The organism is Bacillus sp. NPDC077027 (assembly GCF_050269555.1).
Classification (GTDB): Bacteria; Bacillota; Bacilli; order Bacillales; family Bacillaceae; genus Bacillus.
This window is the reverse complement of record NZ_JBNNIO010000001.1, coordinates 38,379-54,790: the sequence shown is the minus strand read 5'-3', so window position 1 is coordinate 54,790 and position 16,412 is coordinate 38,379. Positions and strand designations below refer to the sequence as shown.

The 16,412-nt window shown below is 39.2% G+C and carries 15 protein-coding genes and 1 other annotated feature; of the genes, 4 read left to right on the top strand and 11 right to left on the bottom strand.

The window, feature by feature from the left end; translation table 11 throughout:
• Positions 1-12 precede the first annotated feature (12 nt).
• Positions 13-1,230, top strand: a complete 1,218-nt coding sequence (locus tag ACQKEZ_RS00395) for an MFS transporter (protein WP_427297783.1) — start codon at positions 13-15, stop codon at positions 1,228-1,230.
• Positions 1,227-2,066 carry an aldo/keto reductase gene (locus ACQKEZ_RS00390; RefSeq protein WP_427297781.1) on the top strand — a complete coding sequence of 280 codons (840 nt, stop codon included), beginning with the start codon at positions 1,227-1,229 and terminating at the stop codon, positions 2,064-2,066. Before ACQKEZ_RS00395 ends, ACQKEZ_RS00390 begins: the two co-directional genes overlap by 4 nt.
• A gap of 41 nt (positions 2,067-2,107) precedes the next feature.
• On the opposite strand, the gene ACQKEZ_RS00385 is transcribed toward ACQKEZ_RS00390, so the two are convergent.
• The 6 genes from ACQKEZ_RS00385 to ACQKEZ_RS00360 all read right to left on the bottom strand — a co-directional run bounded on the left by ACQKEZ_RS00385 (position 2,108) and on the right by ACQKEZ_RS00360 (position 9,713).
• A complete protein-coding gene (locus ACQKEZ_RS00385; protein ID WP_427297779.1) occupies positions 2,108-3,607 on the bottom strand; it encodes an extracellular solute-binding protein in 1,500 nt (499 codons plus the stop codon).
• 25 nt (positions 3,608-3,632) lie between these two features.
• On the bottom strand, positions 3,633-4,493 hold the full coding sequence (locus tag ACQKEZ_RS00380; RefSeq protein WP_427299272.1) for a carbohydrate ABC transporter permease: 861 nt from the start codon (positions 4,491-4,493) through the stop codon (positions 3,633-3,635).
• 218 nt (positions 4,494-4,711) lie between these two features.
• The gene (locus ACQKEZ_RS00375) at positions 4,712-5,470 is read right to left on the bottom strand and encodes an NAD-dependent epimerase/dehydratase family protein (protein ID WP_427297777.1); all 759 of its coding nucleotides are present in this window, start codon (positions 5,468-5,470) and stop codon (positions 4,712-4,714) included.
• A 43-nt stretch (positions 5,471-5,513) separates the two neighbouring features.
• The gene (locus ACQKEZ_RS00370) at positions 5,514-6,416 is read right to left on the bottom strand and encodes a dienelactone hydrolase family protein (RefSeq protein WP_427297775.1); all 903 of its coding nucleotides are present in this window, start codon (positions 6,414-6,416) and stop codon (positions 5,514-5,516) included.
• A 126-nt stretch (positions 6,417-6,542) separates the two neighbouring features.
• Positions 6,543-8,957, bottom strand: a complete 2,415-nt coding sequence (gene leuS, locus ACQKEZ_RS00365; RefSeq protein ID WP_427297773.1) for a leucine--tRNA ligase — start codon at positions 8,955-8,957, stop codon at positions 6,543-6,545.
• A gap of 102 nt (positions 8,958-9,059) precedes the next feature.
• Positions 9,060-9,280, bottom strand: a binding site (T-box leader).
• A gap of 103 nt (positions 9,281-9,383) precedes the next feature.
• A complete protein-coding gene (locus tag ACQKEZ_RS00360; protein WP_427297771.1) occupies positions 9,384-9,713 on the bottom strand; it encodes a DUF4257 domain-containing protein in 330 nt (109 codons plus the stop codon).
• A gap of 412 nt (positions 9,714-10,125) precedes the next feature.
• Between ACQKEZ_RS00360 and ACQKEZ_RS00355 the strand changes: the two genes are divergently transcribed.
• Complete coding sequence (locus ACQKEZ_RS00355; RefSeq protein ID WP_427297769.1) at positions 10,126-10,929, top strand: PAS domain-containing protein; 804 nt, start codon at positions 10,126-10,128, stop codon at positions 10,927-10,929.
• A gap of 87 nt (positions 10,930-11,016) precedes the next feature.
• Positions 11,017-11,742, top strand: a complete 726-nt coding sequence (locus tag ACQKEZ_RS00350; protein WP_427297767.1) for a coiled-coil domain-containing protein — start codon at positions 11,017-11,019, stop codon at positions 11,740-11,742.
• A 95-nt stretch (positions 11,743-11,837) separates the two neighbouring features.
• Here the strand turns inward: ACQKEZ_RS00350 and ACQKEZ_RS00345 are convergent, their stop codons facing one another.
• From ACQKEZ_RS00345 to ACQKEZ_RS00325, 5 genes are read right to left on the bottom strand one after another with little or no spacing between them, the layout of a single operon-like run.
• Positions 11,838-13,148, bottom strand: coding sequence for an ABC transporter permease (locus tag ACQKEZ_RS00345; RefSeq protein WP_427297765.1), 1,311 nt, complete (start codon positions 13,146-13,148; stop codon positions 11,838-11,840).
• The gene (locus tag ACQKEZ_RS00340) at positions 13,138-13,836 is read right to left on the bottom strand and encodes an ABC transporter ATP-binding protein (RefSeq protein ID WP_427297763.1); all 699 of its coding nucleotides are present in this window, start codon (positions 13,834-13,836) and stop codon (positions 13,138-13,140) included. The genes ACQKEZ_RS00345 and ACQKEZ_RS00340 overlap by 11 nt, the downstream gene beginning before the upstream one ends.
• Positions 13,837-13,859: 23 nt before the next feature.
• The gene (locus tag ACQKEZ_RS00335; protein WP_427297762.1) at positions 13,860-14,846 is read right to left on the bottom strand and encodes an ABC transporter permease subunit; all 987 of its coding nucleotides are present in this window, start codon (positions 14,844-14,846) and stop codon (positions 13,860-13,862) included.
• Positions 14,840-15,718 (bottom strand): ATP-binding cassette domain-containing protein, encoded by an 879-nt coding sequence (locus ACQKEZ_RS00330; protein ID WP_427297760.1) that lies wholly within the window; start codon positions 15,716-15,718, stop codon positions 14,840-14,842. Before ACQKEZ_RS00330 ends, ACQKEZ_RS00335 begins: the two co-directional genes overlap by 7 nt.
• Positions 15,711-16,103, bottom strand: a complete 393-nt coding sequence (locus ACQKEZ_RS00325; protein WP_427297758.1) for a GntR family transcriptional regulator — start codon at positions 16,101-16,103, stop codon at positions 15,711-15,713. The genes ACQKEZ_RS00330 and ACQKEZ_RS00325 overlap by 8 nt, the downstream gene beginning before the upstream one ends.
• Between the last annotated feature and the right edge of the window lie 309 nt (positions 16,104-16,412).

The following is a 16,412-nucleotide window of genomic DNA, read 5'->3' as shown; positions in this document are numbered from 1 at the left end:
GAAGTGATTTATTTGAATCAGCACAAAAATACATTTGCACTTCTAGCGCTTGCAATTAGTGCATTCGCCATAGGAACCACTGAATTTATTAGCGTCGGTCTTCTACCAATGATTGCAGAGGATTTCGGTGTGAGTATTAGTCAAGCTGGATGGACTGTCTCCTTGTATGCACTTGGCGTCACATTTGGTGCGCCGATCCTGACTTCCCTTGCCTCTTCTTTGAAAAGGAAGACACTGCTTTTGCTCATTATGCTCGTGTTTATGTTAGGTAATACACTAGCTGCTGTCGCTCCATCATTCGAAGTTCTATTGGCTGGTCGAATCATCTCTGCTTTGGCACATGGGGTATTTATGTCCATTGGCTCAACAATTGCCGCAAGCCTTGTACGAAAAGAAAAACGTGCAAGTGCCATTGCATTTATGTTCACTGGTTTAACAGTAGCTACGGTAACAGGTGTACCGTTTGGCACATTCCTTGGAAATCAATTCGGTTGGCGTACATCTTTTGGTGTCATTGTGGTCATCGGACTCATTGCGTTCATTTCCAATCGCTTCCTTGTTCCATCACATTTAAAAAAAGGAGCAAAAACAACCATCCGTGATCAGGCCGCACTGCTAAAAACGAAGCGAATTCTTTTACTCTTTGTTATCACTGCTACTGGTTATGGAGGAACCTTTGTTGTGTTCACATATTTATCACCATTGCTACAGGAGGTAACTGGCTTAAAAACTGAAACAGTTTCTATCATGCTGCTTTTATACGGAATCACCATCGCTGTAGGAAATATGATAGGCGGGAAGTTATCCAATCAACAACCAATTCGTGCACTTTTATATATGTTTATCATTCAGAGCATCGTATTGTTTTTACTCACCTTTACTGCTCACATACAGTGGGCTGGTATCGTCACAATGATGCTAATGGGATTATTCGCTTTCATGAATGTTCCAGGACTGCAAGTAGCAGTCGTTGATTTAGCAGAGCGCTATACGCCAGGGGCTGTTGATGTAGCTTCAGCACTCAATATCGCTGCCTTTAATGCAGGCATTGCCGTTGGTTCATTCCTTGGCGGCATCGTCACAGACACATTAGGACTCGTTCATACAGCATGGGTTGGCGGAATCATGGTACTGTTTGCTGCCATACTCACCTTGATCAGCCTAAACCTTGAGAAACAAGACCAATCAAAACAACACACAGTAAACACCATAAAGGAGCGTTGTATATGAAAAACTTACAAAGTACAAAAACATTAAATAATGGCGTCAAAATGCCAGGCTTCGGTCTTGGTGTCTTCCAAATTGAGAACGGAGAAGAATTAATTGAAGTGGTAAAAACCGCCATCACACTAGGCTACCGCAGTATTGATACTGCATCGATTTATGGAAATGAAGAAAGCGTTGGAAAAGGGATACAGCTTGGTCTTAAAGAGGCTGGCATGCGCCGCGAAGATCTCTTTGTTACATCGAAAGTATGGAATGCAGACTTAGGCTATGAAACAACCATTTCTGCTTATGAAGAAAGCTTAAAAAAACTTCAGCTTGATTATCTTGATCTTTATTTAATCCACTGGCCAGTAGAAGAAAAGTACAAAGATGCTTGGCGTGCACTTGAATTTCTTTATGAACAAGGAAAAGTAAGGGCCATTGGTGTGAGCAACTTCCAAACACATCATTTGGATGAATTGTTCAAAGTGGCAAAAGTCGTGCCAGCCGTCAATCAAGTCGAGTACCATCCAAAACTTACACAGGAAAAAGTCCGCACCTTTCTAAAAGATCATGGAATTCAAATGGAAGCCTGGTCACCGCTTATGCAGGGGGAGCTTTTGAAGCATCCGCTTTTGATGGAGCTTGCTGAAACATATGGAAAAACACCTGCTCAAATCATCTTACGTTGGGATGTTCAACATGATGTTATCACCATTCCAAAATCAACAAAACCTCATCGCCTAAAGGAAAATGCTGATATTTTTGATTTTGAACTTTCCATTGAGGATATGAAGCGTCTATCAGCTTTAAATGAAAATAAACGCATTGGACCGGACCCAGATCATTTTGATTTTTAACATAGAAGACCCCACTCTCTATTTAGGAGCGGGGTGTTTCTTTAATTTGATTTCTTAAACGAAGCCTCATACTCTTCAATGATTTTGTTTCCGCCATTTGATTTCCACTTCTCTACATCTTTCTTAAACTGGGCTTCATTGATGTCGCCAAGAATGAATTTATAGGTGGCGTCATCGACAATTTTCTTGAGCTCATCCCCTCGCTCTGATGCTGTTTCTGAGTACAGACTTTCAGCAGGATTCGCTACAATGATGTTCTTGTTATCCTCTTCTAGCTCTTCATATTTTGTTCGAACTGGGTCACCTTTATTTTTTAGATAGCGCTTTTCAATACCAACAAGACTAACGAGTGGCTGTACATCTGTTTGCCATGCCTTCAATTGGCTTTCTTCTCGAACAAATGTCTTGTCATCCCCTTTGGTATAATGCTTGCCATCAACCCCATACGTCATGAGCCCATAAACATCTTCTTCTGCAATGCGGTCAAAGAAAGCAAGAATTCTCTTCAACTCCGCTTCTGATTTGACACTTGTTTTCGGGAAGGCAAAAATCCCATTATGACCACCTGATGCCCACACACGTTCCTTCCCATCTGAACCTTTGATTCGGTTAATAATATCAACGTCCATTTTTTTGTCAGTTGCATCATCTCTTAAATTAATAGCATCCACCATGTTTCCAACATAAATTCCAGCTTTTCCTTGAGAAAATAGCTCTTGTTGTTGTGTTTTACTTGTGACTGGGAAATCCTTGTTGATATAGCCATGATCACGAAGCTTTTTCATATATTTCATTGTGTTCATATATTCATCTGTCATAAAGTCTGGCGTGAACTTGCCACCTTCTTCTTTCCAATCTGTTGGCATCCCTTCATAGGATCCAAGGGTTTTAAATGCACCGTAGATTAAGTCATTGCGATCTGTAAAACCAATCGTATCACTTTTCCCATTTTGATCAGGATCTTTCTCAGTAAATGCTTTCGCTACTTCGTATAAATCATCCAACGTTTCGGGCGTATCCAAATTTAAATTTTCAAGCCAATCCTTCCGAATGACAATCCCTTGTCTTGAAAGAGGTCTCTCTCTATAAATTCCATACAGTTTGCCATCTATAGAGGCGTTTTTGTTGATCAGTTCGTTCATCTTACTTAAATTTGGATAATCCTTTAAGTACGATCCAATTTCCCAGAACATACCTGATCTGAACGCATTGATTGCAGATGAGTTTTTAATATCCTGAATCGTCACAATTTGCGGTAGGTTTCCAGCTGCTAATGCTGAGTTCAGACGATCTTCCTTCACTGCATCTGGCACCCATGTAATATCAAGTTCTGTATTTGTCAATTTCTCAATCTCACTTATAACGTTGTCCTTTGGTGGCTGTTGATGATACAAGATGGCCATCCACGTGAGCTTCACTTTCTTATCCAAATCAACCTTTTCATTTGATGAGCTTGCCCCTTTACTTGAACATGCTGACAAAATACCACTTGCTGCAAATAACAGTACAATGGCAATCAGCCATACCTTCTTTCTCCCCATAAGATCCCTCCGTTGTTCCAATTTTTTATCCCTTTACAGAGCCGAGAAGTGCCCCTTTGTTGAAGTGTTTTTGAATAAATGGATAGACGAGCAGTACTGGAATGGTTGCGACGACAATTACAGCCATTTTAATCGTTTGATCTGGCGGCGGTGTTGATGACCCCATGTCTGACATATCTCCCTGCATCCCGCTTGAAACAATAACAATTTGCCTAAGCAACACTTGAATTGGCCACTTGACCGAATCGTTTAAATACAGAATAGCTGTCATATACGTATTCCAATACGTCACAGCATAAAACAAAGAAATAGTCGCAATAGCTGGCAAGGACAGCGGCAGGACAATTTTAAAGAAAATGCCAAGGTCGTTACATCCGTCCATCTTTGCAGATTCCTCCAAGCTTGGAGGGATATTTTGAAAGAAGTTCTTCAAAATGATCAAATTAAACGCATTGATTGCTACTGGCAAAATTAATGACCAATACGAATCAAGCAACCCTAATGTTTTGACGACGATAAAAGTCGGTATCATCCCACCGCTAAATAGCATCGTAAACACGACGAGAAACATGAGTGTTCTCCGTCCTTTTAATTCTTGACGTGACAACCCGTATGCCATTAAAGAGGATAAAAACATACTAACTGACGTCCCGACAAGTGTGACAAAAATAGAGACAAGCAAACTGCGGTAGATAATATCTGTAGAGAAAATATATTCATAAGCCTCTAACGAAAACGTGGTGGGAAACAAAATAAATTTCTTTGAGATCACCTCTTCCACCGTTGCAAAGGAAGCTGCTATGACATGGATGAACGGGAGTACGCATATTAATGCGAACAATAATAAAAATGTGTAATTGAAAATACTGAACAATCGGCCTTTAATTGAACGATCTATGTTCATCACGCCCTTTCATTGAAAGCGTTATCATTTTGTCTTAAAATGAGCTGCAGCCTTTGACGATATCGTGACTAAAATGTATCAAAAAGGAAAAGAAAGCGTCTATAATCATCTTTACAGAGTCAAGTAAAAAACCCGCCACTATTGTCTTTGTCATGTATAAAAAATAGAAAAAGATCATCTGCTAATGTGATGATTATATCTTATGTCTCATCATGTTCTTCAAGTAATTCATCTGTGCTTTTATATGGAGCATAGCCTAGCTCTCGTTTAGCCTTTTCTGTTGACCAAGGTTTATTTAAATTATCTGACACTGCGTAATAAGTACCAAAAAGAACTTCTGATTCAATCGCAGCCTTTGTTATTGCAAGCAAATCCTCATGGGAAAGCAAGGTCCTTTTCGTTCTGTCCTTTTCATGCAATTCATCTAGTTCATCTGTCACAACCGTACCAATTCTTAAATTAATGACAGATATATGTTCACGCTCATGAAATAAATACCCTAGCTGCTCTGATGCAAATTTTAAAATGCCATATACACTTTTGGATGATGGGACATCCTCTGTTGTAATCTCTCTTCTTAATAACGAATGGCCATCCTTCTCATAACGATCCGTTACATGGTTACTGCTAGCAAAAATGACCTTTTGAATGCCTAATTCACTTGCTGCACGATACATATAATAAGTGCTTTTTAAAAACACATCATTCATTTTCATAAATTCCTCCCCATCCATCACATCATGTTTCAATTTCATATTTAATAAATGAATGAGTACATCTGTATCGTTCGGAATGGCATGAAGAAGAGCTTTTTCATCTGTTGCGTCTGCTTGCTGATACTTTACGTCTAGATGACAGGTGGACATATCAATAATTGTGATGTCATACTCCTTCGACAATCCCTCTGTTAAAAGACGCCCAATCACACCACAACCGCCAATGATCGTTATTTTTTTCATACATATCCTCCTTTTGGCGTAGTATGTCCAGGCACCTTTTTCATTACAGCCATTTTTTCAAAAAACGTGTAACTTCGTGACGCATCGAAGCTGTTTCAAAATGCCCTGCATTCAGCCCTATTAACTGATACCTTTCTTTGGAAGAAGCTGTCTGATAGACTGCGTTTAGAGCTTGATGAATGCGATTGACTCCTATCTCTGGAGTTAATCGATCAAGAGTACCAACCAAACTTAAATGTGCCCTTGGAAAAATGAGTGATTGAATATCTGCCGCTGTAAAATGCTTCGCAAGGCATGGGACATAGTAATAAAAACTATGGCGATCAAGGTTTTTCGTTTCAATTAATGTATGATGATCTACTTGGGCGCAAAGATCTATACACACACTGACCCGCTCATCAAGTGCCGCAGTCCACCAAGAAAGCAATCCCCCCATGGACATACCTAGAACTGCTAATCGTTCAGTAAGAACATCCTGTCTCGTATACAAATAGTCAATCGCACGAATGCTGTCGTATAACATCATTCCCCACATGACTCTACCCGTTAAAAGCATTTCCTTAAAAATTTCACTCTCTGTCCTCCCTCTTCTTTCACCAAACCCCCAGTGGTCTATTGCAAGCACACTATAGCCTTTCATTGTAAGTTCTTTCGCATATGAAGGCGTTTGCAAATAAGGTGCTCCTTCAATTAATTCTTTCTTTCCACGTTCATAGTTTCCTCCGTGTGAATGTTGGAATAACACAACTGGTCTTTTCTTCACTGTATCCTTTGGTTTGACAAAATAAGCAGGAACCTCTTCTTCCCCATTTACATATAAAATGAGTGTTTCTAACATATAAGACTCACGTTCTTCAATTTTTAAAGTATATGCCTCAACTGGATTACGTTCAGGGGTTTCTCCTAACAAGCTGAATAGTGTTTCCCTTTTGTTTTCTTGTTCCATTGCAGTCACTCCTCATTTTCTTATTCCTTAAAAATACGAGATCGCACAATCAATCCCCTTGTTTTCGACAAAAATATGTCCCGGGAAATAAAAACATCCATCGGTATAAAAACCGATGGATGTTGGTTAATTAGCCACAATATTCACAAGCTTTCCAGGAACTGCAATGACCTTTCGAATTGTTTTTCCTTCTAGCTGTTCTTTGACTCTTTCATCATTTTTTGCGATATCTTCTAATTGTTCTTTTGTAGAATCAGCAGGAACCATTAATTTTGCTTTCACTTTTCCATTTAGTTGAACCACAATTTCCACTTCATCGTCGATAAGCTTTGACTCATCGTATTGTGGCCAAGCTTCATATGAAACTGTTCCTTCATGTCCAAGCTTGTACCATAACTCCTCAGCAAGGTGTGGTGCAATTGGTGACAGTAGTTTCACAAAACCTTCCGCATATTCCTTCGGCAAATGATCGGCCTTATACGCATCGTTAATGAAAACCATCAGCTGTGAAATGCCCGTATTGAAGCGTAAGCCTTCATAATGATCTGTTACCTTCATCACCGTTTCATGATAACTGCGCTCAAGTGAACCGCCTGTTTGTTCAGTGATTTTGCCACTTAGCATTCCCTCTTCATTCGTAAATAAGCGCCATACACGATCAAGGAAACGTCGTGCACCATCAAGTCCTGTTTCTGACCATGCAATCGATGCATCTAGCGGCCCCATGAACATTTCATACAGTCTCAATGTATCTGCGCCATGCGATTCAACGATGTCATCAGGGTTGACAACATTCCCTTTTGATTTACTCATTTTTTCATTATTTTCACCAAGAATCATACCTTGGTTAAACAATTTCAAAAACGGCTCTTTCGTTGGAACAACTCCGATGTCATACAGGAATTTATGCCAGAAGCGTGCATAGAGAAGGTGAAGAACTGCATGCTCTGCTCCACCAATATACACATCAACAGGAAGCCATTTTTCCAACTTTTCTGGTGACGCGAGTGCTTCTGTATTATGTGGATCAATATAACGCAAGAAATACCAGCAGCTACCTGCCCATTGTGGCATTGTATTGGTTTCTCGGCGTCCTTTCTTCCCTGTGATCGGATCATTCACTTCTACCCAATCTTGTATATTAGCAAGTGGTGATTCACCTGTTCCACTTGGTTTGATTTCTGTTGTCTTTGGCAGGATAAGTGGAAGCTCTTCTTCTGGCACAGCAGTAGAAGTACCGTCCTCCCAATGAATAATCGGAATCGGCTCACCCCAGTAACGCTGACGGCTGAACAACCAATCTCTTAGACGATATGTGACTTTCTTTTCACCTTTTTCGTTGTCTTCTAGCCATTTAATCGTCTTTTCGATTGCTTCTTCTTTGCCTAATCCATTTAAGAAATCAGAGTTGATGTGTTTGCCATCACCAGTGTAGGCTTCTTTTGCAACATCTCCACCTTCAACCACTTCTTTAATAGGCAGATCAAATGCTTTGGCAAATTCATAGTCACGCACATCATGAGCTGGAACTGCCATAATGGCGCCTGTGCCGTAAGTGGCAAGTACATAGTCAGCAATCCAGATTGGCATTTTTTCACCATTCATTGGATTTATTGCATATGCGCCTGTGAAAATACCCGTTTTCGTTTTGGCAAGATCTGTTCGTTCTAAATCACTTTTTGATTGAATGTCTTGTATATATGCATCAACAGCATTCTTTTGCTCGGCTGTTGTAATTTGTTCAACAAGTGCATGCTCTGGAGCAAGAACAGCATATGTTGCACCAAACAAAGTATCTGGTCTCGTTGTAAAAACGGTAAATTCTTTATCATGTCCATCCACTTTGAAATGTACATGTGCCCCTTCAGAACGTCCAATCCAGTTACGCTGCATATCTTTAATGCTCTCTGGCCAATCAATTTCTTCTAAGTCTTCCAAAAGTCGATCCGCATATGCCGTAATTTTAAGCATCCATTGCTTCATTGGACGTCTTTCAACAGGGTGACCTCCGCGCTCACTTTTTCCATCAATGACTTCCTCATTTGCAAGAACTGTTCCAAGTGCAGGACACCAGTTAACTGGCACCTCATCAATATAAGCAAGCCCTTTTTCATATAACTTCAAGAATATCCACTGTGTCCATTTGTAATAGGTTGGATCCGTCGTATTAATTTCTCTATCCCAATCATATGAGAAGCCAAGAGATTGAATTTGGCGACGGAAATTGTTGATATTCTCTTCAGTAAATACCGCAGGGTCGTTTCCTGTATCTAAGGCATACTGCTCTGCTGGAAGTCCAAAAGCATCCCATCCCATTGGATGAAGAACATCGTACCCTTGCATACGCTTCATGCGTGATAAGATATCAGTTGCTGTATAGCCCTCTGGGTGGCCTACGTGAAGGCCAGCTCCTGATGGATATGGGAACATGTCAAGCGCATAAAATTTTGGCTTCTCCTCTGAATCAGAAGTGGCAAACGTTTTTTGCTCAAGCCAGTATTGTTGCCATTTCTTTTCAATTTCCCGATGCTGAAAACTCAATGTGAAAAACCTCCTTTAATATGTACGGCTTTATCTGCTGCTTGAGTGCCCGAAAATAAGATTTCAGATTATTCTAAAATCAACAAAAAACCCTCATCCCTAAAAAGGGACGAGAGATTTTTGTTTCCCGCGGTACCACCCTTGTTAGCGTATTCTCAAGATCATACGCTCACTTAATATCTTTAACGCAGACATGCGACAGAAGCTTTAACGCAACTGCAACTCTGAGGCGAGTTCAGAAGCAGATGTGATTGACTTTCACCAGCCGTCAATTCTCTAAACACAAATACTGCTTTCTTACTACTCCTCTTCACTGTTCTTATCGTAACCGTCATCTAAGTAGTATTTTATAGAATTATGATCATAAGTGCAAGCGGGTTTGTATACAATGGGAATGTGCCCTAGACTAGGGCTAAGTAGAGGATGTTATTCATGTGGAGATCCGTTGTGACGGTTGGAGTCTGCATTCTGTGAACGCTGGTCTCTAACAAAGTCAAAACTTCGCAGAACTGCTTCTCCTCCGTAACCTGAAATGATTGATAATATAACAAGGTGTAGACTTGAATCTGGATTTGAAGATAACACAAGCAGTGTAGCGGCAATCATACCGACTAGCCAGTCTTCAATAAAACCTAGGTAGATAAACTTTTTCGTCATTCTGGGCTTCTCAAGCCTGCCTTTTTTCTTTACGTGTCCGAGAATGCCCATGACCCCTCCAATAGCACAAGCAATAATGACTTGTTGCAGCATTTTCATCACCTTCCTAAAGCCCTTAGAGTAGTAAAGCGACTTCAGGCTGTCCAGCCCCCTGTAATGTCATTCTGCTGTTTCGTGATCATACGTGCAAAAGGTCTATTCTCTCTAACGAAGAAAAAAAGCTTGTTTCTTCCATTATATGTGAATGACCTAGCAGTAATCTTGATGCATTGGAATCATTTTCACGTAATCCATATTAACTATTTTTGTCATATGATGAATTTAGATCAAATCATTCCTTCTTTTTGAAATAAAAAAACATTCTTACTTATTCTATTCTAATGGAGGACAAACTATGATGACAAATTTAATAAACAAATGGATATGATTGAAACAGAACATATGTTATGTTACGTTATAAATGAACTGATAACGGTCAGTGACACTTGATGAATTGTCAAAGGAGGGTAATATGGTCGGCTCTAACATCTTCGGACTGCAAAAGCAGCTCGATCTTATCAAAAAGGCCCTGGATCATGCACGTATCGGTGTTGTCATTACAGACCCTTCTTTAGAGGACAACCCTATCGTTTATGTCAATCATGGATTTACGAATATGACTGGTTACACATCAGAGGAAATCCTCGGACGAAATTGCCGTTTCCTTCAAGGGAAAGACACTGATCAAACGCAGCTTGACCACATCCGCCAAGGTATTCAAAACAAGACACCTATTACCGCACAGCTACAAAATTATAAAAAAGATGGCACCTTTTTCTGGAATGAACTCAATATTGATCCATTATACATCGAACAAGAAGACAAAACGTTTTTTGTTGGCTTTCAAAAGGATATTACACAACAAAAGGAATACGAACAGCTTCTTGAAGATTCCTTAAAAGAAGTCACCTCACTTTCAACGCCAATTGTTCCAATTAAAAATGGTGTATCCGCTCTTCCACTCATCGGAAAACTCACAGAAGAAAGGTTTGACTCTATCGTTGCAAAGCTAACAACGATTTTAGCTCATTCAAAGGATGATTATTTAATCATTGATTTTTCTGGTTTAATTGATGTCGACGAATCAGTCGCTGATCGTATCTTCAAACTACATCATCTCTTAAACCTAACAGGTACCGAGCTAATTATTACAGGTGTGAAGCCACAGCTCGCGATGAAAATGAAAGACTTAGATGCTGATTTTAACAATACAATAACTTTTTTAACCATGAAAGAAGCGATTAAAAGATTGCCTTTAACGGAAAACCCTGTGTAAACAGGGTTTTTTTATGCAACTACCTTCCCACCAACTGGAAAAATAGGGTATGATGAACATAAAAAGCGATTTTGGAGGAATTATCATATGGAATCCATTCTTTTAATCGGTATTTTATGTTTCATTTGCGCAATCGGATATATTCTTTATTTTTCCATACAAAAAATCAATAACAAACATACAGCATTCTCAAAAAATATCTTCTTTCCGCTGCTGATCATTGGCATCCTATTCTTTGGCATCTCTGTTCCTTTTATTGAAACAGACACACCTAAAGCTCAAGCTGATCCATCGACTCAGGAGCTCTTAAAAGAACAGAAACAGCTAAAATCTCAGATCATTAGTTTAGAAGAAGAAAAGAAAGACCTCTCTTCTGAATTAGAGAAAACAGCTAAAGAAAAGAAAGAGTTAACAAACAAATTAGAAAAAATGACGAAAGAACAGATAACTGCCAAAGAACAGCAACAAACGATTGAAAAGCTTCAGAAGAAAATAGACAAGCTAACCACTAACAATGAAGCATTAAAAAAAGAGAATCAAAAAATAAAACAACAGTCTGCACAAAGCAATAAACATCAAGATACAGCAAGTGCAGCAAACGGCTCAGCACCTAAAGATAATGGAACAAATACGGGCGGTCACGAATCTCAAAAAGAGACAAAAAAAGAATCCACCGCCTGTAACATCAAAGGCAGTGTCAATGGAATCTATCACACGCCAAGCAGCAGATATTATTCACGAACCAAAAATGTCACGCAATATTTTTGTTCCGTCAAAGATGCCGAAAGGGCAGGCTATCGTGCACCAAAGTAATAAACATCCAGCTGAATGCTGGATGTTTTTCTTTCCCCATTATTTTTCGAGAAATGAAGAAAACGCACAAAGCCTACACCTTGTGCGTTCACGTTTTATATTTCCCTTCTTAATGCAGTCAGGACATTGGTTTTTGTTGCTTTACGTGCAGGGTTTAAGCCAGATAATATGGCAACACCTGCGCTGATCACTGTTGCAGTAATGACAAGACTTAATGGAATGTAAGAGAACGTGATTGACAGTTCCTCAGAGGATGCTCTTCCTTCTGACATTGAAGACAGAATAGCTGGAATGATGAGATTGACTCCGAAACTCACAATATATGAAATGATAACCCCAATCACAGAACCGATGATACCAATGTAGGCACTTTCCATTAAGAACATTCGCTTGATGATGGATGGATTGGCGCCAATGGCTTTCATAATCCCGATTTCTTGCGTTCTTTCTGTTACAGCCATGGTCATTGTATTAAAAATACCAATTGCAGAAATGATGACAGCAATACAGCCGACAAAGATAAGACCAATTTTAAAGGCTGTAAAGAACATGTCCATGCCTTCTAATTGATTTGTTACAGAAATTACTTGATATCCGTCATCGGTTAGCTTATCTGTAAGTGCACCAACATTGTCAAATTTATCAGCATAGACAGCAACGGAGCGCTCTAAATTCCCGCTATCTTTAGACATATCAATGACTTTGGCAAATTCTTTTTGATACGCATTGCTAATCAAGACGCTGGCATCTTCTCTCCATTCGGTATTCGGCTTTTTCAAGACACCGACTACTCTAAAATCAAACGTTTTTTCTTTGACGATTTCGTTTTCATCATTATATTCCGGTACAGTGATTTGAACAACTTTGTTCAAAATATCTTTTGTATATCCTTTTGGTTCTTCAACCTCTTCATCGTTTGTCTCATTCTCTATTGCCTTATCATAGACTTTTCGTTCTTTTTCAGTCCATAAGCCATCTGCAAAATGATAGCCAACGACAATTTCATTTGCAGAGGTCGGGATTTTCCCACGATCCAGTTCAAGGCCAGCCTTCTGCTCTGCTTTCATATCTGTAAACGTAACTCCTTGTTCATTTGATCGCTTGCCAAGCTCAGCCTTAACAAGAGAATACAATTCTGCCCTTGAAACGACTGATTTCACATGAGCATATTTTTTAAGATCGGAAACGTTCACGTCCCCTTTTTCTTTTCCAAACACTTGGATTTCAGTAATGATTTGCTGACTCATGATTTCATCTTGAGCGGATTTCTGCAACCCAAAACCAACAGATGCAAGCACAATTAAGAATGAGCATGCCATCGTTGTAGCGAGGATGGTCATAAAGACACGCAATTTATTTTTTTTCATATTTCGACGAATAAACTTCACTTGATCTCTAAACTTCACTGGAACGCACTCCTTCCTTTAAAACGCCATCATGGAGCTGGAACGTTGTTTCCGCAATTGAGGCGACTTCGTCGTCATGTGTAATGATGACAAATGTAATTCCTTTTTCACGATTGAGTTGTTGAATGAATTGAAGAATTTCTCCTTCTGTTTCTGAGTCTAGACTGCCTGTCGGTTCATCAGCCAATATAATAGAAGGATTTAAAATAAGCGCTCGGGCAATACTGACACGCTGCTGCTGTCCACCAGACAGTTCATTTGGATAATGACCAGCATGTTGCTCTAAACCAACACGTTTAAGCATTTCACTTACTTTCGCTTTTCGTTCAGATGGTTTGACACCCTTTAACGTCAGTGGTAGCTCAATATTTTCAAACGTTGTTAAACTACCGATTAATTGAAAGCTTTGAAAAATAAAGCCGAAATGATCCAAGCGAAAATCTGCCCACTGCTTTTCATTGAACGCTGTGACATCAGTCCCATCAATGATGATCTGACCTTTTGTCGGTGTAATATAGCCTGATATTAAGTTCAAAAGTGTTGACTTCCCTGATCCACTTCGACCAACAATACAGGCGATCTCACCTCGTTTGACCGTAAGGCTAATCTCTTTTAACACAGGAATCTCATTTTCCCTGCCCTTTTTTCCAATTTTAAAAATATGATCTAACTGTTTAATTTCAATCATGTGTATGCTCCTCTCTTGTCTATTTATCTTTTTCGATATATTAAGAAATAACTGATCAAAATGCCGATGATTCCTCCGATGATCATGCCGATTAAATACCCAAACATCGAAGAATTCGAAGAATATCCAATCCAACCAAATCCTAGCACCCCTAGAATAATGACAATGATTTGAATAGGACGATCAAGCTTTGAATACAAGAAGAAACGTCCATTGCGTTCAACAGGATGATTCAAAAAGCCCAATAATCCGATCAAATAAAATAAAATGAACATGATGCAAGGGATAATAAATTGCTCATGAGTCAATAAAACAGAATCATGAAGTAATGGGTTCTCATTTGTTAAGTACATTAACGGAGATAGTACGCTTAGCATATTTTCTAAAGCATATGTTTCAATATAGTCTCTGAATTTAAACACAATATCAAGGTTAGCAAGCGGCAAGCCAATCATTAAAAAAGGTAAAATCGCTGTCGTCATTGCAACGATAGCCTGTGCAACACTACCTCCTGTTAATGCCCCTGCAGCAAGGAACAAACTATAAACCATTAAACATGCAATGAGCGCTGCCATGTATTCATTCTTAAAACCTAACGTATGAGACGGTCTTATCCCTAACAACACAAAATATGTGACAGTAAATGAAGCGATATGTATCACCGCAATAATACCTGCGCCTAAGAAAAACTTTGTATTATAAATCGTGGCTCTACTAAAAGGCAATGATAGCGTAAAATCTAATTGTCCCTTATTTCTTTCCATTCCGAGCTGCATCATTGCAAATAACAGCCCGATCGACCAAGAAACTGAAATAAAAGTATCTGTATGAAAATCAAGCGAAAATTGAGAAGAAGCTGTCTCACACGTCACATCCTTTAAACACGTTTGAAAGGATGAATAGTCCATTAACACGGACAAAGGAGTGGCAAAAATACCGACTATCATCACCAAGATGAACGTTAGATCCATTTGCTTCCATTCTTTAAAGAGCAATTGACGGCTTACCATCTGCGCTTCCCTCCAAACTTTGCAATGAACACTTCCTCTAAGTTTACAGGTAATTCATTCCACACTTTAGGCTGAAGCGATTGTAAATACGTTTTCTTCTCTTCCTCAGCTTTTGAAATGAGTACTGTGTAGAAGATGCCTGCATGATCTAACACTGCAATGCCTTTTTCTCTTATCCTCATATTCATGTCTTCCTCAAACGCCATCTGAATTTTGATATATTCTCCTTTTAATTCATCCAAATCCATCACACTGGTCAGCTCATTCCCTTCAAGGAAGCCGATTTTGTTACACATTCGTTCGATATCTTCCAACCTGTGAGATGTAATAAAAATGGATGTGTTTCGTTTCGCTACTTCATCAACCATAAGCTGAAGGACATCATTTCTCGTAACCGCATCAATTCCGTCTGTAGGTTCATCCAATAATATGACGGCTGGTTTTATAGCAAAACTGAGAATGAGTGACAATTGCTTTTTTAACCCTGTCGATAACTCTCGATATTTTGCTCTCTCTGGTATCTCATATCGATTCACCAATTCATTGGCATAGGTTGCATCAAATTTCGGATAAATATTTTTTAAGAGCTGGACAAGCTGTCGATAATTGTACCGATCAAAATACGGATTCACTACTGGCATAAAGACGATATTTTGCTTCACCATCGGATGGTCTTTAATCAGCACATTGTTAAAATAGACCTCACCATGATCTGGAAGGAGTATTTGCTGAATGAGTCTGAGTAATGTTGTTTTTCCAGAACCATTTCTGCCGAGCAGACCAAAGATTTCTCCTTCGTCGATTGTGAAGGATATATTTTTTAACACTTCATGACCGTTTATTTTTTTCGATACATTTCTGACTTCAATCAACTTTTTCTCCTCCCTTCAGACTTGAGCTAATCTCCTCTAGCCATTCTTTTAATTGATGAATATCAATTCCAGCGTAATGTGCTTCAACAATGAGTTGCCTTAATTGCTCCTTCATCTCTATGACCTTCCCTTCATTCAGCTTCGCTTGAGCGCCTTCTGTTACATACGTTCCTCTCCCTCGCAACGTTTCAATAATCCCTTCCCGTTCCAATTCTTTATAGGCTTTGCTCACTGTATTAGGGTTGGCAATGATAATGGTTGCCAGCTCTCGAACAGATGGCAGTTTATCTCCTGGCTTCACTATGCCTTTTAAGCACAATATCTTTAATTGCTCAATGATTTGCTCGTATATGGGAACAGCACTTCTCGGATCGATTTGTATCATCTCGGCCCCCTTCTTTCCTCATTTATGCTTTTTTATCGTCATACCATTTCGTTATCCTTTAGCATAAAAGGAACCTTAATTTGGTAAAAAATCTTTTTGAAACTCAAAACCAATGAAAACAAGAACGAAAAAAAATGTACAAGCTATCATAATGGCAAGAACCATGTATTTCATATCGGGCGTTTTTTTTCCTTTTATCATGGTTAAGCACCTTTCTTTACGTAAGTGTATGTAGTGTATTAGTTGATATAGTACACTTAATACAATAAACATAAGTTCCATAAAAGTCAATTCCTTTTTTCACATAAA